Here is a 23,871-nt window from a genome sequence, read left to right as displayed (position 1 = left end):
TCATAGCGATACAGGCTTGTCAGCTTATCTTTTACTGCGTAGAACGCCAGTTTGCTAAATTGTTCTCCTTCTGTTTTGCCTTCATCCGGATAAACAAATTCTGTCCCATTCGTTGTAATTGACCGCACTATGTTATCGCCATCCATTAAATCAATTTTATAGCTAACACCTTTCCCAAGTGCAGTACTGTCATCCGTATGCGCAATAAGTTGGTCTGCTTGAATATCTCTATCTCGATGCGCCCATGTAAGCGTAAACGCTGAACTGTCTGCAATCTTATCGACAAATGCACCGTCTATTTTTACATTTGCCGGTGGGTAAGGGCGCGCTTGTCGTTGCTGTGTGGTTAGTGTTAATACACTAGCTGCATCTTCAGAGAGCGTTTCAATCTGTGTACGGGTTAATAACTTGGCTTTGAGCATTTCGTTTACCGTATACTTTGTTTCATCCGTGCCGGCGGCAAGCAGATAGCACCATACAATAGTGTTAGCTTTATGCGCCTGTGGTATCGTGTCCGCACAACCGCGCCCTACGGTCATTGTGCCAGTTTTAAAATCCACAGCATCAATTCTGATGATCTCATCGTCAATCATAACCGCTTCGGCGTACTGTAACGCTGCGTAATCGCCCTCTAACTTAAATTTAAACGTGGTTTGGTACGCTGTCGCAGGCTCTTCGAGTTTGATATACGGTGTAAATGAGCCGGTCGTCGTTTGCGTATAACCGGCACCCGCATCAACTAACATCTCATAACCGACCGACAGTGCGCTCGGTTGAGTTGCCAAGCTCCACACAAAACAATCGGTCGGTTTAACAAATGCAAACTCCGCTTCACTTAACACCAGTGGTAACACGTGATACGGTACCTCAAGTAATCGCGCCTCATTAATCGGCTTGGCGGTGTAATCCGGCGGCACATAAAGCGACTCGCTTTTTTGTGTTGAGTAATTTGCAGCCGGTAAACCGAACACATCTTGCATACAAGTCACTATAAGCTCGCTTTCATTACCATTTTCAATAGCACCGACACGAAAAACCGCACTTTCAATTCCACGTTCCGGTAAATGTACTTTAAACACATCGCCGTGTTTCAATTCGCTGGCACGCATATCAAACACAATCTTCATGTTAAACTGCTGGCGACCATCTCTAAATCACGTTGTGCAAGGTGAGCGGCTAAATCAAAAGTCGGCACGCCTTTATATTCAACGGTTTTTGCGATAACACCGTGCATTTGCACAGACGCAATATTATTCGCAATGGCTTGGTCTTCACGGTTTGTCACCGGGTCGCGCCATTTCACGATAATTTGATTGGCTGTTGTATCGGTTGCCGAGCTGTCATCATCTTGCACCATCAAAATCCCATTATCATAGTGAAATGTGGACAAATCGTCGGGGTTATAATCGTTACGCAATAAACGAATGGCTTGCTTACCTGTTTCCACGTTGTCGTATTGCACCGCGCCAATATGGTCGATAACCTGTTGCATAAACTCTTTAATCGAGCCTTGGCGATTGTAGCGTAAGCACAATCCGAAGCCTTCTTCATAGAGCGTGTCTGCAGCTTTTTTGTAGCTGTCTAAATCAAGATCACTTAAGTCCTTTTTGCCACCCCAGCTTTTATTGGTGGCACACTCAACAAGGATATGCGCAGGGTTCATAGCATGAATTTGACGCGCATTTTCTTCTTGCTCTTTTGTCAGTCCTGACATTTTTAACGTGTCGTTGCGTAACATAATTTTGCATTTTTCCGGATACCACACCGTACCGTTAAACCAGCCTTTTAATGCCCGTCGCACACGGTAACTATGTTTTTTCGGGTACGCGTTATAACAACTAATCAGCCCGCTAAACACCGTGGAAACAATACTGCGGAAGCCGGGAATCAAATCATCTTTTGCAAGATTGCTTTCAGTCACATTGCCAGCAGAGAAAAAGTCTTGCTGAGCTTGCTGTTTTTTGCGTTGTCCTGCCTTACGTAAGCGGGAGTTATTCGGTTGGGCAGGAGCAGGGTTTTGATTGCCCTTTAACAGATTAACTAGCATTTGCGTTGGTTTTTGGTCAGGCTCACCCATGAGAATCTCTAACCGCCCTTGAATACCGCCTTCGCCACCAGTGTTTTCACCCCCGAACAAGTTTGGCTTGTCAATATAAGTCGCTTGTGAATGCGTTAGCTCTCCTGGCTTACCGACATACGCCGATTTATCATCAATGCGTAACTCCACAATCTCATCTACCGGTCCGCGTCCCAGCCCCGAATGAATATCCCAGTAGTAACGATAACCGACCGTTACCGCACCGCCTTTGCGTTTGCCACCCATTATTTTTCCCCTTTCGTTTGTTGTGCTTGTTTTGCGGCAGTCACGCATTTGCGTGCAAACACGCTACCGGTGGCTAAGAATTTTTCAGAATCAATTCCATTTTGCAAAAAGTCGTTGAAATCCCACCCCTCGCGCTCAAAGAACGCTTGTACACCTGCCGCGCAAAAATGCACACGGCGCATATCTTGTATCGTGATGACCATTTACTTATCCTTTTTTAATTTCAGTGGTACGATAGTTACCGTGCGCTAATACTTGCCAATCTTCTGTCCAGCAATCGCCGAAAAACACACATTGTGGTGTCCCTTCATTCGCTTGCGGGAAATTCCATTCGTCGCTTGAAACCGCTTCCGGTCCTTGTCCGCTACGTTGTTTTGGCGCAAGCGCTTGATTTAATAAATAACTGACCGCAAGCACTGCAACATATTTAACGACCGCCCAACCAATGGCTGCAAACATAACGTTCTCCTTTTAAATTAAAATACCCGTGACCCATCATAAGGCGATTTATTCGGCATGTGCGGAATACCACCGAAATTCAGCATATTGTTAAATTTTTTAGGCAAGTAGTTGCCCGTCCGTCACAGCCGGGGTACACCTTAATCGTTGTGCCAACAGACAGCTTTTGTGTACCACCCATTAGGGTAATTTGGTTATTTTTATGTACCGTTACCGCCCGTACTTCGCGCACGCCGTCACTATCCGTCCACTCAATAAAGCTGGTGTTAAACCAGCCTTCAGGTAAATTTTCAGGCACATCTACGGTGAGTGTTGTCCCGTTTAACGCTTTAATCACCAAACCTGCAACCGCAAAATTTTTCGGATTAACTCTGCAATCGTAATCGTAGAGCGTATAAGGGAAGTTACGTCCCCAAGTTAAGCGCAAGCCCGCACTTTGCATTGTGGAAGATAGCCCCGCAGAAACTAATTCCGTCTTATGTACATCAGGGCGTTTTGCTTCAATAATCGTACCAATCCAAACTACCCGTAATTCTTGTTCTTGATAATGCAAGCGCATAATCATCACCTTAACGGTTTGGCTCGGTGGCATACCACGATACAGCAATGCCACAGGGTTATTGCTCGGTAGCACAATATTGATATTCTCGCCCGTGCGACGACCGCTATCACTGATTGCGGTTGCCAGCCATTTTTCATTGTTTACGACAATGTCTTGGTCAGCATCACAAAAACGCCAAATCTTTTCATCATCGCCGCGGGTAAATTGATAAAGCGTAACGGGCTGACCATCGGCAACAGAATGGGTTTTATCTAAATAATTCACGTTTTAAATCCTTTTTAAATATCGTTTAAATGTCGTTTAAATCATTAAACTTCGAGTTCATCATGTAAGCCTCGGAAGCTAACCATCACACTTGCCACCGTATCAGTGTGGTGCTTCCAGTCAATCGTGTCGCTCTCTAAGCGTGAGAGTGTCAGAAAAGAAATCTTAGCCACTTGTTCACGCTTTAAATTTAACACTTCACCATCCAGTGCAAGCCGTTCGGTTTGGTTGTTGCTTACCGTTGCGGCTAAAATCCGGCGGTAATGCACGCTGCCGTCGGTACACTCAATGCGAATGTCTTGCCGTCCCGCCTGTTTCAATAAGCAAGTCGTGTAATAAACCAGCTCAATATCGAGATTTTTGCCGACAATATCGTTTGCTAGTGTTAAATCTGATGTCGAACTTGCTACCCAAATCGCTTTTTGTCTGCCACGTAAGTAGTAAAACAGTTGGCGCAGTTGGTGTTGTGCGTCAATCCCATTTAACAAGAAACGATGGTTTGTGAGCTGAAACGCATTTTTCGCCGTATCTAAGTAATGTGGTAAGGCGGTGTCGTTATCCAGTTGTTTAATCAAACGCAAGTATTGTGCGGTAATATCTTCTGACCATTCGCTGGTTGGCTCTAACACGGGATGCCCACGATAAGTCGGCAAGTGACGAATATCGGCAGCATAGCCATTGTGCTCGTGAATTTGCAGGCGAATTTGTGCGGTTGCCACGCCATCACTTAAACGAGTAAGTTGTGGCATATCGGTCAGCACGGCGGAGCGCAACGGATAGATCTGTGTGTGAGTATCAAAGCGATGCAATAACGGGCGCTTTATTTCAAGCTTATCAGGCTCAATGCCAGTAATATCCACCATTTCACGTTTGTTCCCGTTCATCAAAACCGCACGTCCTCCGACATAAAAGTCAAAGCCTGTTGTGGCGAGTGAAAGGGTTCTATCGCCTTGTTTGGTTGGCTTAGCCAAATAAACTCGATGCGTGAAAATCGGCAACGCCCACACTCTTGCGCCGTAAGCATAGAGCATATTTTCTAAACGCTGACGTTCTGTTCCAACGGTAGAGACTTTAAATTCAAAGGTTCGACGGGGTGATAAACGTTTTGCAATACGCTGTTCCGCTCCGGTAATTGATTGATGCACGGTCGTTAAAAACTCTAGTTTTTCAGTCACGTCTTCAGACCAATCGGGGAAAAATTCCCAGTCGGTAGAGCGCGAGCCAATAATGCGCAACGTAACCGGATTTTTGCCCGCAATCGTAAAAGTTACTGTGCAATCAATTTCCGCCGGACCGTTCATACTGACTTTAACCGTCCACTTCTTAAGTGCCAGTGCGCGTAGCGTGAGTGGTGTTTGATTGCCGGTTAGCGTAATGCCTTCGCCATCTTGTATATCTACCTTGGTTAAATTGACCGTGTGTCGGTTCGCATTCCACAAGTGCACATCAAACACTTGTTCAGTTGAAATTGAGCCTAGATTAACTGTATGCGGAATCACAAGCACACGGCTGTATAAATCGCTGTAGTAGTTCGGCGCAATATAAGCCTGTAACGACTGAGCTAAATCTAATAACTTGCCTTGCCGGAGTTTGCCTGACATTGTCGGCATAAGGCTTGCAGCAATACGTGCTTTGCCACGATAAATCGGCAAGCGGTCTAAATAGGCGGTATCTTTAGACGCGAGGCTTTTACCACTTGTTACAATATAGCCATTGATATTTGCCATTATTCAACCATCCGATAAGCCACGCCTTGAATCCCTGAGTTGTTTTTCCCTTTTTCAATATAACTTTCATTACGCACGTCATATTGCGCACTCGGAATAATCATCCATTTCTCGCTATTGATGGTCAGAATTTGACGGGGCGAGAGACACAACCATTGTGCATTCATAGCGATCTGCAAGAATACCTAAACGGCGAAAAATACCATCAATACCATGTGCAATTAAGCTGTGTGGACACGGTATTAACGATTGCCCGAACTTAGATTGACTGTAATAGACAAGTAAGGCATCAGGATGATAAGTATTTTCGTCTGTTGTCATCGCCGCTCTGCCGAGTGTAAGCAGGTATTTGCCTTTATCCGCATTACTCAAATCTTTATAATCTGAAACATTTACGGGAGCGAAATACCAAGGTGTCCGTTTATCGCCACTGATACCGTCGGCACGGACAACCGCTTGATTGCCACGCGCCCCGTTAGAAAAGCCGTAAGCGTGGTCGCTATTTTGATAATGCGCGTAGTTCTTTGTGATATAAGTGCCATAGGTATATTGACCGCCGGTATAAGTGCCTTCTTTGTTTAACGTGCCAATGCCAAAATGCCGAAATTTTTCCGCTTCAATTTGCACGACAACGTGTAAATATTGCGCCGTGCCGAAAAAGTCATAAGACGCATAATTGCCTTTTTCTAACTGAGAGGTTGCCGTGTCGATTTCACGATAAGCGTGCGCTCTTGATGAACCGGGCTGTTCATGGCCTTTTTTACTGGTATCGAAGCCGGTATTCACATAAGTAAACAACTGATTAACTTCAGGCTTAAACATAAGCGACCAGTAGCCTTGCTCGTTGTGTAAGCACAGCAAATTATCTTCCGACTTATCTACTACCCACTTTAAGCCTTGAGCAAACTCACTTAATTTTTTAAGTAGTTCCTTAACGTCTTTTGCGTTACCCGTTTGATATGCCATGCTTAATACTCCGTTGTTGTCTCAATCACAAAATAATCCTTGGTTGCTACACGATAGCCACCGTTAAACACCAGCCCTTTTCGTCCTTCAGTAATAGTGACTTGATCGCCTGCTGCTCGCTGAATACCCGGAATCCAATACACGCCATCAAATGTGCCCCAACGGTTACGTCCTTGGCTAGAATCCTTGAGACTGATAAATTCAACAGGTATCAATGGATAAGCACCGCCTTGGCTTTCGCCCATTGAATCAATACTGCGTGGCTGTTGATATGAACTGAAAAGCTCATAATTACACAACGGGAATAGCGATTGTCTGCGTGAATCGGTACGCAAGTTTTTGTAACTGCTGCCGTAAAAGTCACGCCAGCTTTGGTCAGGTGTAAAAAGCCAACAATTACCATATTTAGCGTCTATGATTGATGAATGCAATTCACCTGTTTGTGAGTAGCGTACTCGTACCGCACGGTTGTTTTCATCCACAATCGGTGCGCTACCGGCAACACAAAGCGGATAGGGGTATTCTGTCGGCGGCACGGTCGGTAAAATAAAACCGAGATAAGCACTTGAACACACTTGCGAAATGCGTGTGATAATTTTGCAACAACGTCCACTTGCGACAATGTGATATTCGATTGGACGGTTATCCGCAAACAAAACAACGCCAGGGGAGGCATTAATTAAGCCTTTGTCAATTTCAGCTGGCGTAACCGCTTTTTCATTGAAAAACGTGCCGCCCCAAAAGTTAAGATTGTAAGTATCAGCTGAAATTAAGTTATCGGTTGAAGCCACAAGATAAATATCTTGTTCAACGCCGGTACCGGTTGATTTCCACGCAATTTGACGGATTTCTTTTTGTGTTGCGGTTTCGGTCAATTTACGGTCAAGTAATACTGTCCACGCTTGTCCGTCGCGCTTGAGTGTTTCATCTTGTGTTAGAAACTTATTGATTTTGTCTAATAAATCACGCTCGTTTTCTGCTGTGCCTGTTGTGTATGCCATTAGCCTAACTCCTGTTTTAATGTCTGTTTATTCGCCCTAATCACGGTCATTACCGCACGTTCACCCGCGACCGTATTAATGCCTGCCGTGAATAATTCCGCACTATCCACCGCTAACGTTTGTTGGATAGTTACAGGGCTTGCTACCGCCTGTTGTCCTGCCGTGCCGTTTTGCATTTCTTGGGTCAATGTTAGCTCGTTGTATGACGGCATTGATGGTGCAGAGATCAATCCACCGGTGGCATATTTACGTAAATGACCACGATTAATTGCATGTAAAAAGCCCACGCCATATTTCTGCACACTTGCCGCACGCACCACAAACTCACCATTGGATAACCGTGCCGGGATGGAGTCCGAAGTGCCTGTTCCCGGTCCGGAAATAAAACCACCGGTGGCTGCCGTCACGGCTGCACCCGCACCGCCGAAAAAGCCACTAATGGCACTGGTCGCTTGCATTGCCAGTTGTTGTGCGGCAATCTGCGCCATGCTGTTTATCACGGTCAGGGCTAATTGTTTTACCGCATCACCCAAGCTCATTGTGCCTTCAGCAAGTCCCATCAATGCGCTTTGGATACCTTGTGTTAAACCCTGTTTAAACGCATTTTCAAGTTCGTTTCCTGTCTGTTTAAGCTCTTGAATTTTTACTTTCATTTGTTCAAGCATTGCGCCGGCTGCTTCGCCTTGCGCACCGGGCATTTGTGCTAATCTTTCCAGGAGCGGTAATTGTTTTTCAATTTCTGCTACCGTTTGCGCATACATATCTTTTAAGCGTTGCTGTCCTTCAAAGTGTGAAATAAGCCCGGTTTGTACTTGCGCTTGAATCTGCTGTTCTTTGGCACTTTGTGCCTGCATCACTTTGTTAATTTCTGCCTCAATGCCATTTAACTGAACCTTGGCTTCTTCCAGCGGTAACATTTGCTTAACCAAATTAATGCCGTCTTGGTTATTGGCTTTGCTAAATAAAGCGAGTAACTGGTTGTATTTACTTTGTACATCAAGCAGATCCGCTTTTGCCGTTTGTCCGGTTAAGCGCAAGTAATCACTATTGAGTTCGCGTAGCTTATTTGTGGCTTCTTCTGCCGTACGTTTTGTATCTTGTGCCGCTTTTTTCGCATCACTTTCCGCTTTACGTTGCGCTTTATTCACTTCCACTTTTGCTTTTCTGTCCGCTTCCGCCTGTTCACGCAGTTTTTTCTGATTTGCTTCAATCGTTTGATAGAGTGCTTCTGCCTCTTTTTTCTGCTCATCCGTCCAATTGCTATTGTTACGTGCATTATCAAGGTTCTTTTCAAGCTCACTCATTCCCGATTGACGTGCGCGGGTACGCAGTTTTTCTAGCTCATCGCCGCCTTTTTTCTCTGCTTGCTTTTGCTCAAGTTGAGTTTGCAAGCCAATGGCTTCATTGATTTTGTTGATAAAACCTTGCACTGCATTGCCCGACATCCCTGCTTGTGCGGCAATGCCTTCAAATTTTGTACGCATCGCTTCTAAGCGTTCGATTGCCGTCGTGGAGGCTTGGCTCAAATCTTTTTTGAGCTTTTGAGTGAGTTCTTCCACTTCCGTTTTCATCGCAAGGGCTTCGGTTTCACTTGCTTTGATTGCTTCTGTGAGCAATTTCACTGCTTCAGGATGTTGCGGGTCGCCAATTTCCGTTAATTTTTCTGCTAATGTACCGCCGGCTTCGATGGCTGCGTCCCAAGCCACTGCTAATTGCGTTTGCGTAATATTGGCTAATTCGCTGCTAGCCGTACTCATTGAGTCAATTTTTTGCTGTAGCTCATCAATTTGCGCATTAAGCGCATTTACTTCATCGGCATTAATTAATCCGCCCATGACGCTAGTACGGCTTTGATTTAGCAATTTATCGCGCTCGGCAATGAGTGCTTCAAGTTTTTGTTTCGCTTCATCTAATGACGCCGTATTAACTTTGAGCTGTTCAAGGCGATCACTAAAACCGCCCATTTCGCCCAATTTGGTACGTGCTTCGACTAAGGCGTTAGTTTTCTCAATATTGGCATCAAGCGTAGTGAGAGATTGGGCAAATTGACGTTCAACTTCTTCCTCTTGGCTTTTTAAATACAGATACGCTGCACTCAGCCCTGCAATAGCCGTAATCGCCAGCCCAACTGGTCCGCCGATTGCCGCAAATAATCCCGAGCCTACATTGACGGCAGCAGCTCGGGCTTTGGCAACAGCAAGCGCACCATAGGCTTTTGTTGCGCGCCCGACCGATACCGTCTCGCCATTGACCGCTTGCATTAAAACTACAGTCGCTTGTGCTTGACGAACAGAAGCCGTTGCACTAGCGTTAATCGCTGCCATGTGCGCACTTTCCGCGATCACTGCTTTACTTTTTAAGCTAATGCTAGTGTACATGGCTGATAAATAGCGCGCGGTGTATGCCGTGCCGACTAAAATGGCAATGCCGGCTAAACCCTCGAGATGATTTGCCAACGTCGAAATCGCCGTCGAAACAAGGGTAGATGCGCTCAGCGTTTTATCGGTATTGCCGACAAATTCAAGCCAAGCGTTAGAGAGTTGCGTGACCGCTTTGCCAATCGTCAATGGCATTTGCTCATATTGTTTTTGAATACTGTCTGCACCTTCAGCCACGGCAGTCATAATCACTTGCGTGGTTAATTGACCTTCTTCCGCCATTTTGCGCAACTCGCCTCGGGTTTTGCCGAGGGATTTTTGCAAGAGTTCTAAAATAATCGGGGCTTGTTCAGACACCGAGTTAAATTCTTCGCCACGTAATGCACCGGCTGCCATACCTTGTGATAACTGAATGATTGCTGCTTGCGCTTCTTGTGCACCAGCACCGCTGACTGTCATCGCCTGTGAAACGGTTTTCGTAAAGCGCAAGATTTCTGCCGAGTTTGCCGAGTCGCCTAATGAACGAAAAACGCGCGTGTAAAGCTCCGCCGTAGCAGAAAATGCTGTCCCCGTTTCTTGTGCTACAGTCATCAAGCCATGAAAAGTGCCTTTAGCTTCAAGATTTGAGCGAGAAACTAATTTAATGCGTGCTTCAAGGCTTTTAAATTCGTCACTGGTTTGCACTAAATTGCCAATCGCCACATTACCCAAAGTTAAGCCAATGGCTTGTTTTTTTAATTCGGCTAATTGCTTACTGATAGATTCAACACCAGCACGGGTTTTGCCAAGCTTTGATGCTGCCTTATCGGCTTGTTGTGCGTGCTTTTCGGGCAAGCGACCATCGGGCAAGCACTCGGATTAGGCACATTGACTTATCCGTTGATTGCTTTTATCATTGCAATTTTTAGATCGCCTTTTGCATTCTTATTAAGCTTAATATTTGCTCCTAAAATTTAACCTCGCACTATGTCGAGGTTAAATCGTTTAGATAACCGGTCACCTCTTTACCACCATTTACCCCATAAGCTACATCTACCGTGCGCGCAGCTCTTAAACGTCGCTCACGCAAAATCGATTGCTGATAAAACAGCGTTATCTGGCGTGCCGTGTAATACTGAATTTGGTTAAAATCATGTCCGCTTGCAATCAATTGTTCAATAAGCTCTGCCCAGTTTATTTCTGCTTCTGCGCTTGTTGCAGTACCGCTTTTTCTAACATCGGTTGCAGCGCCTGACGGGTAAAAAAATCACTATTGACCGTCCACCACATCATCAATACCGTTTCCGCATTCTCGCCGGTTAAGTTTTGCACCCATTCCAGCGGCTTATTGATAGATAAGCTCACCATGGTTAAAACATCTTGATAATGTTCTGCGAGCAAACTCATCAATGGGTCAAGTCCGAATTGCGTGTCAGCTTGTGAAAGCGTAGTGCGCAAATCCGTCACAAACGGCATAAACAAGGCTCGGTGTTGTAACTGTTGGATTAAAGAGTATTCTTTAACTTCGATTTCTTCACCGGCAATAGTCAATTTTTGGTGCGGGAAGAGTACATTTAATTCATCTTTTTCTTTTTGCATGACTGAAACCTAGAGAAAGCCCCTAAATACTAGGGGCAGAAAAAGCGTTATTTTTTAATTTTAACAACGCGCCCGAATCGACCAAGCGTGCTATCGCCCGTTTTAGTCGTATCGGCTAACACTTTGGCTTTCGCACTTAACGCATCAAGCGCATTTTCGTTGTTGATTAAATTTAATGCTTCCGTTGGGTTGAAGTTGATTTTGTACAACTCAACTAAGCTCCATTCATTCTCTTCAGCAAGGTTGATTCCCTCGAAACGCAGGAATAAGTCTTTCGGATTGGTGGTTAAAAGTGCAATCACATCAACATCACCGTAGTTATAGGCAACGGTTAATTTCTTGCTTTTTTGTTCTTTTAAAAACTCAATCGTCCCGAAAATCGCATCAACAACAAAATCCGTGTTTTCTTTTAATTCAGCAATTTTTACATCGCTCACATTTTGATGTGCCCACGCAATACGATCACCAACTTTAATATCGTCAGGCAATGCTTCTTTTGCCACATTACCCGCTTTGATTGTGCTGGCTTCGCCTAAGAGCATTAAGCTCAAATTCTCTTTGCTCATCTCGTGGAATTTAACGGAAACTTCGCCGGATTTGCCGGTGATAATTTTGCGCACTTCTTGGCGATTGCCCGAGTATGATTCTTTATGGGTAAAATCCTCGACGGTCAGTGAGACATTTAACTCTGATACATCACCGACCCAGCGAAATGCGCCAGCTTGCCCGTTTGGTAAACGTTCTGCAAGATAGACTGCACCTTGCCCGTAAGAATACGTTTCTGTTCTCATTCATTTTCTCCTTTATCTTCAAATTGAATATGGTTATCAGAGGGCATTACGCTATCTTCAGGAGCTGTGTACTCTAGAGGAACGGCTGTTGCGTTCTTCGTTTCTACTGAAGATTGGAATTCACTACAACCGATTATTAGACCCACTTGTTGCTGTATTAAGAATGCTGCATCAGCATCACTCACTTGTAATTTATCACCAGGAGAATAAGTTACGCCGGCATGAATATGAGTTTTGATTAATTTAATCTCTTTCATCTGCTTTTTCCTATGAGCATTTTAGTTTGATACGTTTCCATCCATGCAAGATAGCTATTGCTGTAATCCAATGCATCTCCACGCACAAAATACGTCTGTTTTGCACCGGTAATAGTCGGAACCCATCCCATCAATTGTTCACGGATTTTGCCAATTACCGGATGTGAAAGTGCGAGTTGTGGATTATCTGAGCTATACTGATAAGATTGCACAATCACAATGACCGAAAAACTGACTGTGACCATTTGGCGTACAGCAATGTCACTTTGATGAGCAATTTCACTATTAGGAACCACATATACTGCCGGAGTTGGTAGTCCTGTTTGGCTTAAATTAGAAATTGAACGATATTCCGCCGTACTGCCTATATGATGAATATAAGTAGGCATCAAAGGTTTAAGTTGTTCAATGACTTGTTTTAAGTCAAAAGGTGCGGTCGAATTAAACATAGTCTTTTAAACTCTCATCCGTAAATATTCGGTCTTTTTTCACAAACTTTGGACGACCAGATTTCAACGCTAAGGTGTCTTCAAGCCCAAGGCTAAATTTCGCTTCTGCAACCAGTTGTAGCATTTTTAATGCATCGCGATAATCACGTACAATCGGATTATTTTTTTCTTCTGAAATTAGGTGCAAATGCAAGTTATAACGAACTATTGCTCTTGCCCATGTCGTTAAAATACGAGGTGTATTTTTAAAAGGTATGCGATAACCACGTTGGCGCAAATATCCATCAATCGATGCACAACTATCGGCAATGACTTCATTAATCCGAGTAATGATCGTTAATCCATATTCAACGTCTGCTGATGGAAACTGCTTCGTTTCATCATCTCGTAACAAAGCATTTAATACCTGATGAGAAACTGGCGCAAAACCCGGTTGAGCCGTAACTTGTGCTAGCTCAACCGCCCCCGGTTTTTCACATAACTGTTGTAGATTGATGTACATAACAGTGCCTAAGCAATAACATTTTCAAGGAAGAAACCAAGATCAGGAGCCGTGATTAATTCTTTCACCGATTCACCAACGCGGACGTTATAGCCACCACGCATTCCCATGTTTTCATCAAAAATATCGCGTACTTCACGAGTGCCAAATTGTGCAGTCAGCCCAAAGGTTGTTCCACCATTTGTATCCGCTAAACGATCACGATAAATCAAGGCACAATGATTTCCCCAAGCCTGCTGAAGGACTGCTTTTTTGGCTTGATTAACGGTATTAATTAATGCCTGACCGACATAGATCTCTTCTAATTCAAATAATTCTTTGAGATATTCAAGCGGAACAAGTCCTTCATCACCCAAAGAGCCGTTATACGCTTTAATAATGGATTTATTGGTACGTAATGCCGTTGCCGCTTTTTGACCTAACATCATAATATTCGGTCGCATAACAGGAGTATCTAATGCACTTAATAGATCTGCGATCGGTTTACTGTCATCATGTGACCATTGGTTATTGCCGGATAACGTTTTTGTTAATCCATTGGCATAGGATTTTTTGTTAAAAACGAGGTTTGTGGTACGTACTTCTCGACCTAATTCAATTAAATTTGTAGTTTGTTCCGTCGCACGTCCTTTCGGGTTATAGTTTGTTGGCTTATTAGCAATATCCGCTAACGGTACTGGGGCATCGAGTGCAAAATCTTCAGTGGATGACGTCAGTTGCGTTGCACCAAATTCCACTTGATTTGGACGTGATGTACGACCAACACGGGCATTTGGTACAGCAAAACCTTCGCCGAGATTATATTGAAGATACTTAAATTCTTGTTTGGCAACCGGCGTTCGTGGTAACACATCATCTGAAATCATACGACGGTTTCGATAAGCAATCGCGATAGCTGTAAGTGCGGGATCAACCGGAAAGTTGGCTTTACTCATTGTATTTTTCCTTTTTCAAAATATGTAAAAGCGTTTCATTTTTGTAGATATTAAGACGCTACAAAAATACCTGGTGCAATAAATAGTGAACAGATTTCATCTTCGGCACCATCTTCTTCAGCAATACCAACATAGGCTTGTTTATCCGTCGCCTTGACCGCACGTCCTTTATTATCGGTAGTTAAGTAATCGCCGCGTTTGATTTGCTCGCCATACACCACAGGCGCTAAGCCACTGCGTACGACATCAACGTGTTCACCCGGTTCTTTTGGTACTCGGGTAGAGACACCGAGTAATTTATCCGTAGCAGCTGTGGCTTGTTTGGCTGCTTCTTTTTCTTCACCATGATAAACAATGTGGTAGCCTTCGATTTTTCCTTCTGTCAAATAAGCTATTGTTAATTGGGTAACTTGAGTCATTTTTTTGAACCTCGCATAATGTAATCAACCGCATCAGTCATTGAGATGTTGATGCCTTTTTTTAACTGTTCAGCGTGATATTGCGCTGCCGCTTGAGCAATAGATTCACCATTGGCAAAATCTACCGCAGTTTTACTAGGCTCTACTTCCGGTGCGGATTTTTCTGCAAAATCTAATGGTTTTTGTGTAATGATTTCTTTAATCACATCTATGGCAGATTTCGAGACAGTTTGCGAACCATCCGAAAAAGAGATAGGTTGAGCAGCATTAGCAACTAATACTTCAATTAATGCCGCTTTTTGTGCTGGTAATACTTTGCCGTCCTTTACCATTTGTTCAGCAAAGTCCGTTGCCTCTTTTTGTTTTAGTGTCTTTTCAGCCTTGGCTTTTTCAGCTTCTGCCACCTTTATTTTTTCTTCACGCTCATTGAGTACGGCTTCACGTTGTGCGATTTCCTGCGCTTGTTTTTCAGTGGCTTCTTGTTCTTTGGTTTTATCCATGACATTCTCCTTGAAATCAGTTGAGTTATTTTTTCGGATAATTCATCAAAGGCAAAATCCGCAAATGCATTTTCGCCTTCAACATTTTGAGCAAAATTCACATCAGCGAGTCCCTTAACTGCGGGTGGTATTGCACCCAAAAAACCAATGTGACGTAAATAATAATGACCGGGCTTCGGATTACCGGGAGTATCCGGTAAAAAGATAGAAGCACTGCGTTTTTTATAACGACCTTCATTGACCGCTTCAGCAAAGGCTGCATCAACTTGTCCTACGTGGGCGTAAAGTGTGCCGTCCTCCACGCTAGTTTGTTTCACCCAGCCGTATGCCGGAGCGGTCAATGTCGGATGTCCGATAACAATCGGAGATTCGGATAATTGCGGGTCATAGCTGCCAGCAATGTCATTAAGCATATCTGTCGTAAAAGAAATCGCACGACCATCCATTGCAGTATGCGTGCCTAATTTCATAATAGGCATCTTTGTAAGTTTCATGTCGATAATGTATCTGTGGTTAATTCGATGAGGTCAGTATGACAGGCAGGAACGTATTTGTATTTTGGACGCGTCTAGAATGTATTCGGTAGGAAAAAAGTATAATGAGTAAGTGGTGAGATGATTTATTGGCATTTAAGGCGTTTATAAATGTTTATAAACGCCTTAAAAAGTATCTAAGTAATCATTTATAGAATCAATATTAAAATAGCTTTATAAGCGTTTTACGCATTAAATACGTTTTCAAGGTGATTGCGTGCTATTTCAATTAATCGTTGTTCATTGTCAGCAGAAAGCCCAAGCCATGGACGAGCCGGAATGATGGTACTTCGGGCATATGACGTATTATTACCTGTACCAAGTTTTAACATTTTGTTATTTTGGGGTTTTATAGTACCGCCAAATTGGTGAATTGCGGCATAAGGACGATCAGAGCCGAATACTACACCTTGATTATCTGCTTGATAGCGTAATGTACCGCGTAGATCGCCATGTAGAGTAAGAATTTTATCTTGATTATATTTCTTGCTATCCAATGGTTGCCAAGGTGTACCATCAGGGGCTTGCTGTTGGGTAAATCGGATAATATGGATCTCTAATAAAGTTTCCCCCATCTCGCCAAACATAGCTTTCGGATTAGCTAAAGTTTGTACTGCCTTATTTAAAATAGTAGTAAGCTGTTCGGTATTGATTTCAACCTTGACGCCACTCATATTGTCTCCTATGATATATACAGTTCGTATCGGGTGGGCAGTCTCCGCCAAGACCTCCAATCCCACACCCGACGAAACTCACCTGTGGCGGCGGGTGAGTTTTTTTTACTCTTCATCGCGGTAATACAGCATAACGCCTGTGCGTACTTGTTCAAGATATTCGCTATTATCCGGCGCAAAAATCGTAGTACCTTCCCAACCGTCCTTGCCAACATCAAATACCGCCAGCGCAGGCACTTCTTGTTTGCCATCATCTAGTTTAAAACGGGCAATATAACGACGGCGTACAATTAATAAATTTAAATGGTGATGATGTTCGGCTCGTACCCAGATTTCATCCGGTGCTTTGAGTGCCTGTGCAAGTATTTTCAGATAAACTTCACGCCCACGCTTTTTCACTTTGGAATGACCGCTGCGTGAGGTAAATAACGCCTCACTGATCACTAAAGGTTCACCGAGAATATCCTCAAAGATCACCGGATTTTGCTTGGTTGCCCCAAATTCCGATAGGAACGAGTTAATATAAAATGCGTCATCCTTATCAATCGGTAAGATTAATTTATGCGAAATCGTACGCGGTTGTGGCATTGGAATCGGTGTATCTTGACGATGAGGATAAAACGTTACTTTGCGCGGTTGCTCATTATTATCTAACGGTGGTAGTGTATGAGCATGAAGCCGAGAAGCCCCTGGTATATGCTCAAAGCTAGGGTCAATCCCTTTTGGTACTTTAACTAAACGTGGGTTTAGACCTCGTTTACCAACCAATTTTTCTTCCCATTCAATCACAGGTGCGTTATCCGGTTTTAACCCTAATTTATCCATATAGGCTTGACTACGAGCAATGACAGTGCATTGATAACCCCAGGCATTAATAGGGAAATGAGTTTTCCACCATGGATCGTCATGACGTAGAATCAAACCGTCCCAATGCATATGTTCAACCCTTGGGTGAGTGACTGCATCACTATGAACATATTCCCAATAGGGCATGGTTTCTTTTAACTCTTGCAGTTGCGCATAACGCCCTGCCTGATAGCTACTACGTAAATTCATTTCGTAAATGACTCGACTACGCCAGTTCCGCCCGCCGTTATATTGCCAACTCTTCCAGTGTTTTACCGTTTTCAATGAAGTCTTGAATAGAGTTGGTAAAATCTTCAATGATTTCACGGCGATTCGCCCCAGCAACGACAGCTGCATAATCATGTTCCGCATTATAAATATCAGTCCATGTGGCTGTTGGTGTCGGAATTTTACGCCGATAAAACGCAATTTGTTCGTTAAAGGGGACATTACCATAAACAAGATTATTCATTTTGTTTTGCCTCACTGATTACCGTCTCACGCCCGCTTAAATGTGCCGCACTAAGCGCAATTTCCATTGCTTCGACATAGCGGGCTAAATCCATTTCAGGCATTAAGGTTAATAATTCATCACGTAACTGTTCAAGAGATTCAACATTATTTGCTAATGCCAGCACTTGGCTTATCCAGTCATCAATTACGGGAGCAAGGGTATTATCTAGCTGATTTACCATCTGTGTGGGTATATCTTGTTCATTACTTGCAGTCTGTGCAAAATCCACCTTATTTTTGACCGCACTTTTGCTGTTTTCGGCAGTCGTGGTTAAGTTTTCCGCCTTTTCCCATTCACCGCCGTATGAGCTTTGAATTTGTTTTAAGGTTGGACGATAACCCGTGGTTTCAAAGACTTTTTTATCTCGTTCGGCTTTTTCGTTTAAATCTTCTGATTCTTCAAACATTCTGAATATACGCGGTGGCTTCGCGTTAGCAAAATTCATTTGCGTAAGCCAGGTTACCGGACCACGGTTAAAGAATTCGCAGATAACGTCAGAGTCAGCTTTAATAATGGATTCCAGTACTTTTTCCTGTAAATCATCGTTGCCTAATCGCCCCGGTGTACCGCCGGATGATGATGTTTGTCCTAATACGACACGCTGAATAGTCTCATTCATGGTGTCATATAAGGCTTTATAATCACCGGTTCCGCTACGTCCGGCACTGAGTAATTCAATAGGCATATCTGCTGGCACAATAATGCCGCTATCGGATTGGATAGCGTATAAGGATTCCAATAATTTATTCTGTTCTTCAATAGACGCATTTGGCTGATATCGTCCAAGTGCGGTCGGCATACCGAATTTTTCTAAAAAAATCAGCCAAAATTTTACGCCGTTACGTTTAAATTTGCTTGCCCAATAAAGCCAGTGAGCAAGTCCAATACCGTAAGGCTCATCATCATGATCAGAACCCACGCAGAATGTCCAAAAATAGGGGGACGGACATTCAATACCTTCAGTCTGATTTTCACGTGTTAATAAATGTAATTCACCTTTTGGGGTAAAACGAAAACGACGCCGGTTACGTACTTTAATATCTGCAATATATTTTACGTCTTCATTGATTTGGTACAGTAATTCAGCTACTGCATAACCGTAGAAAATGCCGTAATGCATCAATTTGCTAATGCGATCAAACCCAATTTGGTTTACCCAATCACAGATAAAATCTGCCGCGGCAATATCTTGTGGCTCATCGCTAGCAGGTTCAACAACCCATTCACGGGCAACTAATGCGTCCTGACGTTGGCTGAAAGTGCGTTTGACTTCTTCATCAATTAATACATCTTCATATAAAGTTAAATCACCACCGCCGCGACCGCGTAATACGCCGTCTTCCGGCTCTGCTAATGCCCCCACATAACCTTTCGTAATATCTAATCCATCACCTGTTGCCGCTATTTCGCGGTTAAGCTCCGGCTTTTTATGTTTACTTTTAAACCAGTCTTTAACTGACATATTTAATATCCTCTGAAGTCATTACCACCGCGAATTGAACCGAAACCTCGCCCTGTGCGAACGCGTTCAAAACCATTGTCATTAAATAATTGGGTGGTTGTACGCGCACCTGTAGAACGAAAATTGATCTCAAAACTTTGGTCGGTACGGTAAGCATAATGCAACAATAGATACGCAATCGCCGCATCGCCATGGCGTTTAGTCTTGTTTTGTTCGACAGTGCGTTTATCCGGCAGGCGTGGAATGCCTTTTACCACTTGAAAAGCACGTAAATATGCTAATACATCATCATTTTTTACAATATCGAAAAGCGTGTCATCTTCTAAAGCTGCTTTAAACGGGGCGGTGTGTTCGCGATACCAGCTTTCACTTAACATTACGCCTTCTACAATGGCACCATAACGATCAAACGCTTTTTCTGACAAACTCTGTCCATTACCTCTTGCATCATTTGCCGCTTTACTAAAACGTGGTAAATGATCACCAATATAGAAATAAATCTGTTCTTGTTGAGCAAACGGTATATTAGAGAGTTCCAATAACAGCACATTTTTGAGACGAATATCAGATTGTTCTTGCCCAACTGCGATAACAGATAAGTCACCGCTACGCGCAAAGTCCATGCCTAAAAAATGCCTTTGTTTTTCCGGTAGTGCCGTTAATATCGGATAAAGATTTTCATCACACCACTGTGCAATTTCTCTATTACGAACTGGCTCTGGCTGCAGGGCAAAATCATCTTTTTTCTCTAAGCAAAGTCGAGGCGTATCTGAATTCATACGGCTTTCAATTAGCGCGCGCGTTAGCCACGCACCACCGGAATTACGCGGAATACAATCTAATTCTTCTGCAGCTGCATCTCCGTAAGAAGCGCGTATTTCAGCCACCCACTCATCTTGTGCTTGCTGTGAAATACGTCCTAATCGCAAGCAAATTCGCTGATATAAACCGTCTTTAATGGCATCATCAAAGGTAATGGTATGTAAGCTGTAAGGCTTCTTGCCGGCACGTATATCATTAATCAATTTATTAAACGGATTATCTACACCGTTATGCGTGTTGATGATATGTACTTGACCGCCCCACATGAGTAATGCCATAGCAGCTTTGAGTAATTCCGGTAGATCGTCGTGGAATGCAGCTTCATCAATAATTACACGCCCTTGTTTTCCACGCAGGTTAGACGGACGACTGGACAGTGAGGTAATACGCCAACCACTGGCAAAGCGGATGACATAAGCAAGAATAGCTTTTTCTTCATCGCCTTCTTTGAACACTTCTTCGGTTTCTTCAATTTCGTCTGTGGCAAGTCCATAGGCTTTTGCCCAGTTACCGCAATCACGAATAAACTCTAACGCCATTTCACGGTTATAGCCGATATACCAGCTATCCATTCCTTGCTGTGAAGAGGCTAATAAGGCGGTATCTGCTGCTTCGCCCCGAGATAACCCGATACGGCGGGATTTTTCGCAGACTTTAACCGGTGTAGTGTCGGCACACCAACGCTGTTGATAGGGCAGTAACACCGCCGGTGTGCGGTCTTGTTCGGGCGTTAATTGATTGGTTTGCATTATGCAGTGATCCCTAAGATTTTTTGACGGATTTCATCGGTAGTTTCTGGGCTTAAGCCGCCTTTTTTGACTATTTTTTCCACTTCGTTTGCCGCAAGCGGTGCTTTAGCTTTCACATCAGCCTGGTATTTCTTTAAGTTAATGCTTGCACTAATGAGCGGGCTGATGTTTTTTCCCACAAAAGAGAGTGCAGAAAGTCGTTTCATCGGATCATCTTCATCCTTGATTTCCTGTAAGCTCATTAATGCCTGAAAAACTTCACTTTGGATCATTTCTAAAATGGCATCGCTTTGTGCGCTTTTTTCATTGCTGATATTTTCAGAAATCACTTTTGCCGCTTCTGCACTTGCTTTAATTGAAGCAAGACGTTGTTCTAGTTTCTGTCCGTAACGATGTACAGCACTTTTAGAAATATCATAACCACGGGCTTTCGAGGCTTCTTCAAGTTCACGATAGCCACTAAAATTATTTTCAACTAATGCCGCATAAAGCCAGTCTTTGACGGCTTGTGGTAGGTTTTTTACTGTCGAACGCTTCGGCATAATCATTTCTTACCAGTATTTTTCAGGACGTGCAATTCCAGGGCTTGCCGGTGAAGTATATTCCACAATATCTACGCCGTTACTTGTCAGCTTGGCGTGCCAGCGAGCCGTATCTCGTCCTTTGATTTCGATTAGTGCTTTACCGGCTAGATAATCTAATTCACGGCGCAGTTCTAATGCGGTTAGTTGCATTGGTACACATTGAATTGTGCTTAAAATCAGACTTTCCGCTGCACCAATAGGACGAGCATGGTCGAGAGTAAGTAAAATCAACCAGCGTACGTGTTCACGTTTGTTTTTATCAAATTCAATCATGTTAATTTCGTCCATACATTAAAATCACTTTATCTAATTTTTCGTTAATGGTATCGAATCGTGCGGAATTCACGGTTTCGCTACGAATGGCGTCCTCGAGCCGTTGATATTCATTCGGCATCGTTACTTTTAGTTCCATAACGGTTTTATTTGCAACTTCAGAAAGTTCTTTTGCTGCTTTAATATCATCATGTAGGCGACGATAACGTTCTTCACTAAACTTGAATTTCTCATTGAGTTTCGATTCAAATTGCGCGAGTAAAATTTTACCGAAGCCTATCAGCATACCTATAATGGTGATGACCAATCCCACAAAATAGGTGACAACTTGCCATCCACTAATTTCAATCATAGATTTTCCTTACTTATTGTTTTAATTAGCTCAAAATGCTTGCCGGCACATTCGCCGTATAAGTCATACATTTGCTTAAGTGCGATAAATATTGCATCAGCATTATTTTCCGGAAGTGGTACGGGTTTTGGGCAAGCTGTCTGTAATACTGCCGGAAGAGGCTTGTGCAGCACGATTGTGGGCGGTGTTGAGTTCCCGCATGCTGTCAATATCAAACTGACAATGACGACGTAAACGCTGTGTTTTTGCCAAAATCTTTTGTAATTCATCGGTGGTTTTATCCCCCAGTTTTTGATATAGCCCTAAGTTTTCGGTCAGTTCTAAATTAGCTATATTGGCGCGCTGAATTTGTTCATCCAGTTTTAGTAACTGTGTTTGTACTGCTTGGTTTTTAGCAATCTCAAATTCCAGTTTGGCGGTTTGATAACCACTGTTATACGCCTGGTAATAACCCAAAATAGAAACGGCAATAATGGCAATGAAATTAATAAATTGTTTACTTGTATTGGCACTGAACAAAAACTTTATTAATCGTCCAAACATACTGAATTTCCCCAATGCATGTAGCGTAGTTGCCAGCGATAGATAATTCGTTTGGGATACCCACGGTTCTCGATAAAGTTAGCGCGGCTACGACCGGCATTAACAGATTCTACGGTATGCCAATAAGCCATAGGATCAAGCCCTTGTATACGTGCTTTTCGCTTATCTCGTTGTACCCAACCTAATCCGCCGTTATAGGCGGATAAGACAAATGCCCAGCGGTCGCAATCCGTTGCGGCATGGATCCGCTGATAAAGCCAATAGTCGTAGAGAACTAACGCCCGCAACGCCCAATCAGGGTTAAAAGGCTGATTAGTTTTAAGTTCTGGGTATTGGGAGGCAATCCAACTGGCAATTTGTGGTATAAACTGTGCTAAGCCTTGCGCACCAACATGAGAAAGTGCGGTTACATTCCATTGAGATTCTTGATGGATTTGGGCGGCAAACAGCGCAACCGGTGCATTTAGTCCCCCAATAGCATGACTATTACGGGTAAGCTCCCGTTGATATTGCTTGGCAGCTTGTGGCTCAGCCTGTGCGATAAGCGGGCAAATCAAGGCGACTACAAACATCAAACGACGGATAATTTGCATAATTACAGCCCTAGTGTGACACCTAAAATAACAGCACCGACAATCAAAGCGCGTCGCAATACGACTAAAGCGAAGATCAACTCATAACCTTTATGTACAGGATATTCCGGTTTGGCTTGGTCTGCGTTTTTAGTATGTTGATGCTTAAAATAGGCTTTCCAATTTATTGCCAAATAACCGCCCGGGCTGGAATAAGGAAATAATGCACGGTCTAAGTGATAACCAATAATTGCTGCCATACAAACTAAGGCAAGTTTATACAGCACTACCGGCAACTGTTGTGGGGAAACAAGCGCAATAACAATAAGTAACACCAATGATGACACGACCCAAGATAACAAACGACCTTGTTTCAATGCGTTAAAAAAGCCTTTCATACATACTCCTTGATTAAAAATTGGTTGATTAGGCTTTTTTAGTGTAGCTATTTTGAGTATATAAGTATTTTGGACACGGCTAGAATAAAGTAGCGTAGTTTTTAACTTATGATTGGCGTAGAAATAAGGAGATACGAGAATGTATCAATTTTTTTCTCATCTTGACCTACTAGGCAAGGGATATGATTCACCGCCATTAACTACAACGGAGACAACTATGCAAAAACTTACGTTAGATTACATCAAAAGCCTTATTGTCAATGCTGACATCGGGCAAAAAATTGCTTATGACAATGCAGTGGAGAAGATTTGGCAGTTAGAGGGGTACTTAGCTGTACAACGCAAATATGAAGTTGCCTTGTGACCTGCGTATTAACTAGACTAATTTAAGATATAAAACTCCAGTTACTTGGGGTGGAATAGGTAACTGGAGTTTAG

General features: G+C 43.3%; 25 protein-coding genes and 4 pseudogenes. 1 reads left to right on the top strand and 28 read right to left on the bottom strand.

Features of this window, described 5'->3' with window-relative positions:
- The 28 genes and pseudogenes from BMX01_RS03285 to BMX01_RS03155 form a co-directional block, all read right to left on the bottom strand.
- Positions 1–2,323 (bottom strand): annotated as a pseudogene (locus BMX01_RS03285) (phage tail protein); the annotation flags it as partial.
- On the bottom strand, positions 2,323–2,526 hold the full coding sequence (locus BMX01_RS03280; protein WP_064082112.1) for a hypothetical protein: 204 nt from the start codon (positions 2,524–2,526) through the stop codon (positions 2,323–2,325). The pseudogene BMX01_RS03285 and the gene BMX01_RS03280, both read right to left, overlap by 1 nt.
- A 4-nt stretch (positions 2,527–2,530) precedes the next feature.
- On the bottom strand, positions 2,531–2,782 hold the full coding sequence (locus BMX01_RS03275) for a hypothetical protein (RefSeq protein WP_064082113.1): 252 nt from the start codon (positions 2,780–2,782) through the stop codon (positions 2,531–2,533).
- 17 nt (positions 2,783–2,799) lie between these two features.
- A pseudogene (locus BMX01_RS03270) lies at positions 2,800–3,608 on the bottom strand (phage BR0599 family protein).
- A 44-nt stretch (positions 3,609–3,652) separates the two neighbouring features.
- Positions 3,653–5,335, bottom strand: a complete 1,683-nt coding sequence (locus BMX01_RS03265) for a hypothetical protein (protein WP_064082114.1) — start codon at positions 5,333–5,335, stop codon at positions 3,653–3,655.
- Positions 5,335–6,301: pseudogene (locus BMX01_RS03260) on the bottom strand (hypothetical protein). Before BMX01_RS03260 ends, BMX01_RS03265 begins: the two are co-directional and overlap by 1 nt.
- Before the next feature lie 2 nt (positions 6,302–6,303).
- Positions 6,304–7,302: a hypothetical protein gene (locus BMX01_RS03255; RefSeq protein WP_064083346.1), complete on the bottom strand. Its 999-nt coding sequence runs from the start codon at positions 7,300–7,302 to the stop codon at positions 6,304–6,306.
- Positions 7,302–10,529, bottom strand: a complete 3,228-nt coding sequence (locus BMX01_RS03250) for a tape measure protein (RefSeq protein ID WP_234946419.1) — start codon at positions 10,527–10,529, stop codon at positions 7,302–7,304. The genes BMX01_RS03255 and BMX01_RS03250 overlap by 1 nt, the downstream gene beginning before the upstream one ends.
- Positions 10,530–10,644: 115 nt before the next feature.
- Positions 10,645–10,830, bottom strand: coding sequence for a hypothetical protein (locus BMX01_RS03245; protein ID WP_126497614.1), 186 nt, complete (start codon positions 10,828–10,830; stop codon positions 10,645–10,647).
- A 23-nt stretch (positions 10,831–10,853) separates the two neighbouring features.
- Positions 10,854–11,258, bottom strand: coding sequence for a DUF6631 family protein (locus tag BMX01_RS03240; RefSeq protein ID WP_064082117.1), 405 nt, complete (start codon positions 11,256–11,258; stop codon positions 10,854–10,856).
- A 47-nt stretch (positions 11,259–11,305) separates the two neighbouring features.
- A complete protein-coding gene (locus BMX01_RS03235) occupies positions 11,306–12,049 on the bottom strand; it encodes a phage tail tube protein (RefSeq protein ID WP_074647759.1) in 744 nt (247 codons plus the stop codon).
- Entirely contained in the window at positions 12,046–12,306 is a 261-nt protein-coding gene (locus BMX01_RS03230) for a DUF7210 family protein (RefSeq protein WP_064082553.1), read from the bottom strand. The genes BMX01_RS03235 and BMX01_RS03230 overlap by 4 nt, the downstream gene beginning before the upstream one ends.
- Entirely contained in the window at positions 12,303–12,755 is a 453-nt protein-coding gene (locus tag BMX01_RS03225) for a phage tail terminator protein (RefSeq protein WP_064083422.1), read from the bottom strand. The genes BMX01_RS03230 and BMX01_RS03225 overlap by 4 nt, the downstream gene beginning before the upstream one ends.
- Positions 12,748–13,257 carry a gp436 family protein gene (locus BMX01_RS03220; RefSeq protein ID WP_064082555.1) on the bottom strand — a complete coding sequence of 170 codons (510 nt, stop codon included), beginning with the start codon at positions 13,255–13,257 and terminating at the stop codon, positions 12,748–12,750. The genes BMX01_RS03225 and BMX01_RS03220 overlap by 8 nt, the downstream gene beginning before the upstream one ends.
- A gap of 8 nt (positions 13,258–13,265) precedes the next feature.
- The gene (locus BMX01_RS03215; RefSeq protein ID WP_064082556.1) at positions 13,266–14,192 is read right to left on the bottom strand and encodes a hypothetical protein; all 927 of its coding nucleotides are present in this window, start codon (positions 14,190–14,192) and stop codon (positions 13,266–13,268) included.
- Between the two features lie 50 nt (positions 14,193–14,242).
- Entirely contained in the window at positions 14,243–14,611 is a 369-nt protein-coding gene (locus BMX01_RS03210) for a capsid cement protein (protein WP_064082557.1), read from the bottom strand.
- The gene (locus tag BMX01_RS07915) at positions 14,608–15,111 is read right to left on the bottom strand and encodes a hypothetical protein (protein WP_231087453.1); all 504 of its coding nucleotides are present in this window, start codon (positions 15,109–15,111) and stop codon (positions 14,608–14,610) included. Before BMX01_RS07915 ends, BMX01_RS03210 begins: the two co-directional genes overlap by 4 nt.
- A complete protein-coding gene (locus tag BMX01_RS07910) occupies positions 15,018–15,581 on the bottom strand; it encodes a hypothetical protein (protein WP_231087452.1) in 564 nt (187 codons plus the stop codon). The genes BMX01_RS07915 and BMX01_RS07910 overlap by 94 nt, the downstream gene beginning before the upstream one ends.
- 248 nt (positions 15,582–15,829) lie before the next feature.
- Positions 15,830–16,318: a phage virion morphogenesis protein gene (locus BMX01_RS03200; protein ID WP_064082558.1), complete on the bottom strand. Its 489-nt coding sequence runs from the start codon at positions 16,316–16,318 to the stop codon at positions 15,830–15,832.
- 105 nt (positions 16,319–16,423) lie between these two features.
- A pseudogene (locus tag BMX01_RS03195) lies at positions 16,424–17,636 on the bottom strand (PBECR2 nuclease fold domain-containing protein).
- Positions 17,629–19,140 carry a DUF935 domain-containing protein gene (locus BMX01_RS03190; protein WP_064083423.1) on the bottom strand — a complete coding sequence of 504 codons (1,512 nt, stop codon included), beginning with the start codon at positions 19,138–19,140 and terminating at the stop codon, positions 17,629–17,631. Before BMX01_RS03190 ends, BMX01_RS03195 begins: the two are co-directional and overlap by 8 nt.
- Before the next feature lie 2 nt (positions 19,141–19,142).
- The gene (locus tag BMX01_RS03185) at positions 19,143–20,711 is read right to left on the bottom strand and encodes a hypothetical protein (RefSeq protein WP_064082560.1); all 1,569 of its coding nucleotides are present in this window, start codon (positions 20,709–20,711) and stop codon (positions 19,143–19,145) included.
- Positions 20,711–21,253: a DUF3486 family protein gene (locus BMX01_RS03180; protein WP_064082561.1), complete on the bottom strand. Its 543-nt coding sequence runs from the start codon at positions 21,251–21,253 to the stop codon at positions 20,711–20,713. The genes BMX01_RS03185 and BMX01_RS03180 overlap by 1 nt, the downstream gene beginning before the upstream one ends.
- 9 nt (positions 21,254–21,262) lie before the next feature.
- A complete protein-coding gene (locus BMX01_RS03175) occupies positions 21,263–21,568 on the bottom strand; it encodes a hypothetical protein (protein WP_005597499.1) in 306 nt (101 codons plus the stop codon).
- 1 nt (position 21,569) lies between these two features.
- Positions 21,570–21,920, bottom strand: coding sequence for a hypothetical protein (locus BMX01_RS03170; protein WP_064082562.1), 351 nt, complete (start codon positions 21,918–21,920; stop codon positions 21,570–21,572).
- A gap of 102 nt (positions 21,921–22,022) precedes the next feature.
- Complete coding sequence (locus BMX01_RS07900; RefSeq protein ID WP_231087448.1) at positions 22,023–22,463, bottom strand: hypothetical protein; 441 nt, start codon at positions 22,461–22,463, stop codon at positions 22,023–22,025.
- Positions 22,448–23,056 (bottom strand): transglycosylase SLT domain-containing protein, encoded by a 609-nt coding sequence (locus BMX01_RS03160; protein WP_074647756.1) that lies wholly within the window; start codon positions 23,054–23,056, stop codon positions 22,448–22,450. Before BMX01_RS03160 ends, BMX01_RS07900 begins: the two co-directional genes overlap by 16 nt.
- Before the next feature lie 2 nt (positions 23,057–23,058).
- On the bottom strand, positions 23,059–23,433 hold the full coding sequence (locus BMX01_RS03155) for a putative holin (protein WP_064082564.1): 375 nt from the start codon (positions 23,431–23,433) through the stop codon (positions 23,059–23,061).
- A gap of 217 nt (positions 23,434–23,650) precedes the next feature.
- Here BMX01_RS03155 and BMX01_RS03150 point away from each other — a divergent pair, with 217 nt between their 5' ends.
- Positions 23,651–23,797 (top strand): Gp49 family protein, encoded by a 147-nt coding sequence (locus tag BMX01_RS03150; RefSeq protein WP_074647764.1) that lies wholly within the window; start codon positions 23,651–23,653, stop codon positions 23,795–23,797.
- The last annotated feature ends 74 nt before the right edge of the window (positions 23,798–23,871 follow it).

The organism is [Haemophilus] ducreyi (assembly GCF_900109315.1).
GTDB lineage: Bacteria > Pseudomonadota > Gammaproteobacteria > Enterobacterales > Pasteurellaceae > Haemophilus_B > Haemophilus_B ducreyi.
The sequence above is the reverse complement of the archived record's forward strand: the minus strand, read 5'-3'. Positions and strand labels throughout refer to the sequence as shown.

What these genes read in the sequence shown, in the direction of transcription:
- BMX01_RS03280 (WP_064082112.1), bottom strand. Translation starts at nt 2,526, where the DNA reads ATGGTCATCACGATACAAGATATGCGCCGTGTGCATTTTTGCGCGGCA.
- BMX01_RS03275 (WP_064082113.1), bottom strand. Translation starts at nt 2,782, where the DNA reads ATGTTTGCAGCCATTGGTTGGGCGGTCGTTAAATATGTTGCAGTGCTT.
- BMX01_RS03265 (WP_064082114.1), bottom strand. Translation starts at nt 5,335, where the DNA reads ATGGCAAATATCAATGGCTATATTGTAACAAGTGGTAAAAGCCTCGCG.
- BMX01_RS03255 (WP_064083346.1), bottom strand. Translation starts at nt 7,302, where the DNA reads ATGGCATACACAACAGGCACAGCAGAAAACGAGCGTGATTTATTAGAC.
- BMX01_RS03240 (WP_064082117.1), bottom strand. Translation starts at nt 11,258, where the DNA reads ATGCAAAAAGAAAAAGATGAATTAAATGTACTCTTCCCGCACCAAAAA.
- BMX01_RS03235 (WP_074647759.1), bottom strand. Translation starts at nt 12,049, where the DNA reads ATGAGAACAGAAACGTATTCTTACGGGCAAGGTGCAGTCTATCTTGCA.
- BMX01_RS03230 (WP_064082553.1), bottom strand. Translation starts at nt 12,306, where the DNA reads ATGAAAGAGATTAAATTAATCAAAACTCATATTCATGCCGGCGTAACT.
- BMX01_RS03225 (WP_064083422.1), bottom strand. Translation starts at nt 12,755, where the DNA reads ATGTTTAATTCGACCGCACCTTTTGACTTAAAACAAGTCATTGAACAA.
- BMX01_RS03220 (WP_064082555.1), bottom strand. Translation starts at nt 13,257, where the DNA reads ATGTACATCAATCTACAACAGTTATGTGAAAAACCGGGGGCGGTTGAG.
- BMX01_RS03215 (WP_064082556.1), bottom strand. Translation starts at nt 14,192, where the DNA reads ATGAGTAAAGCCAACTTTCCGGTTGATCCCGCACTTACAGCTATCGCG.
- BMX01_RS03210 (WP_064082557.1), bottom strand. Translation starts at nt 14,611, where the DNA reads ATGACTCAAGTTACCCAATTAACAATAGCTTATTTGACAGAAGGAAAA.
- BMX01_RS07915 (WP_231087453.1), bottom strand. Translation starts at nt 15,111, where the DNA reads ATGGATAAAACCAAAGAACAAGAAGCCACTGAAAAACAAGCGCAGGAA.
- BMX01_RS07910 (WP_231087452.1), bottom strand. Translation starts at nt 15,581, where the DNA reads ATGAAATTAGGCACGCATACTGCAATGGATGGTCGTGCGATTTCTTTT.
- BMX01_RS03200 (WP_064082558.1), bottom strand. Translation starts at nt 16,318, where the DNA reads ATGAGTGGCGTCAAGGTTGAAATCAATACCGAACAGCTTACTACTATT.
- BMX01_RS03190 (WP_064083423.1), bottom strand. Translation starts at nt 19,140, where the DNA reads ATGTCAGTTAAAGACTGGTTTAAAAGTAAACATAAAAAGCCGGAGCTT.
- BMX01_RS03185 (WP_064082560.1), bottom strand. Translation starts at nt 20,711, where the DNA reads ATGCAAACCAATCAATTAACGCCCGAACAAGACCGCACACCGGCGGTG.
- BMX01_RS03180 (WP_064082561.1), bottom strand. Translation starts at nt 21,253, where the DNA reads ATGCCGAAGCGTTCGACAGTAAAAAACCTACCACAAGCCGTCAAAGAC.
- BMX01_RS03175 (WP_005597499.1), bottom strand. Translation starts at nt 21,568, where the DNA reads ATGATTGAATTTGATAAAAACAAACGTGAACACGTACGCTGGTTGATT.
- BMX01_RS03170 (WP_064082562.1), bottom strand. Translation starts at nt 21,920, where the DNA reads ATGATTGAAATTAGTGGATGGCAAGTTGTCACCTATTTTGTGGGATTG.
- BMX01_RS07900 (WP_231087448.1), bottom strand. Translation starts at nt 22,463, where the DNA reads ATGTTTGGACGATTAATAAAGTTTTTGTTCAGTGCCAATACAAGTAAA.
- BMX01_RS03160 (WP_074647756.1), bottom strand. Translation starts at nt 23,056, where the DNA reads ATGCAAATTATCCGTCGTTTGATGTTTGTAGTCGCCTTGATTTGCCCG.
- BMX01_RS03155 (WP_064082564.1), bottom strand. Translation starts at nt 23,433, where the DNA reads ATGAAAGGCTTTTTTAACGCATTGAAACAAGGTCGTTTGTTATCTTGG.
- BMX01_RS03150 (WP_074647764.1), top strand. Translation starts at nt 23,651, where the DNA reads ATGCAAAAACTTACGTTAGATTACATCAAAAGCCTTATTGTCAATGCT.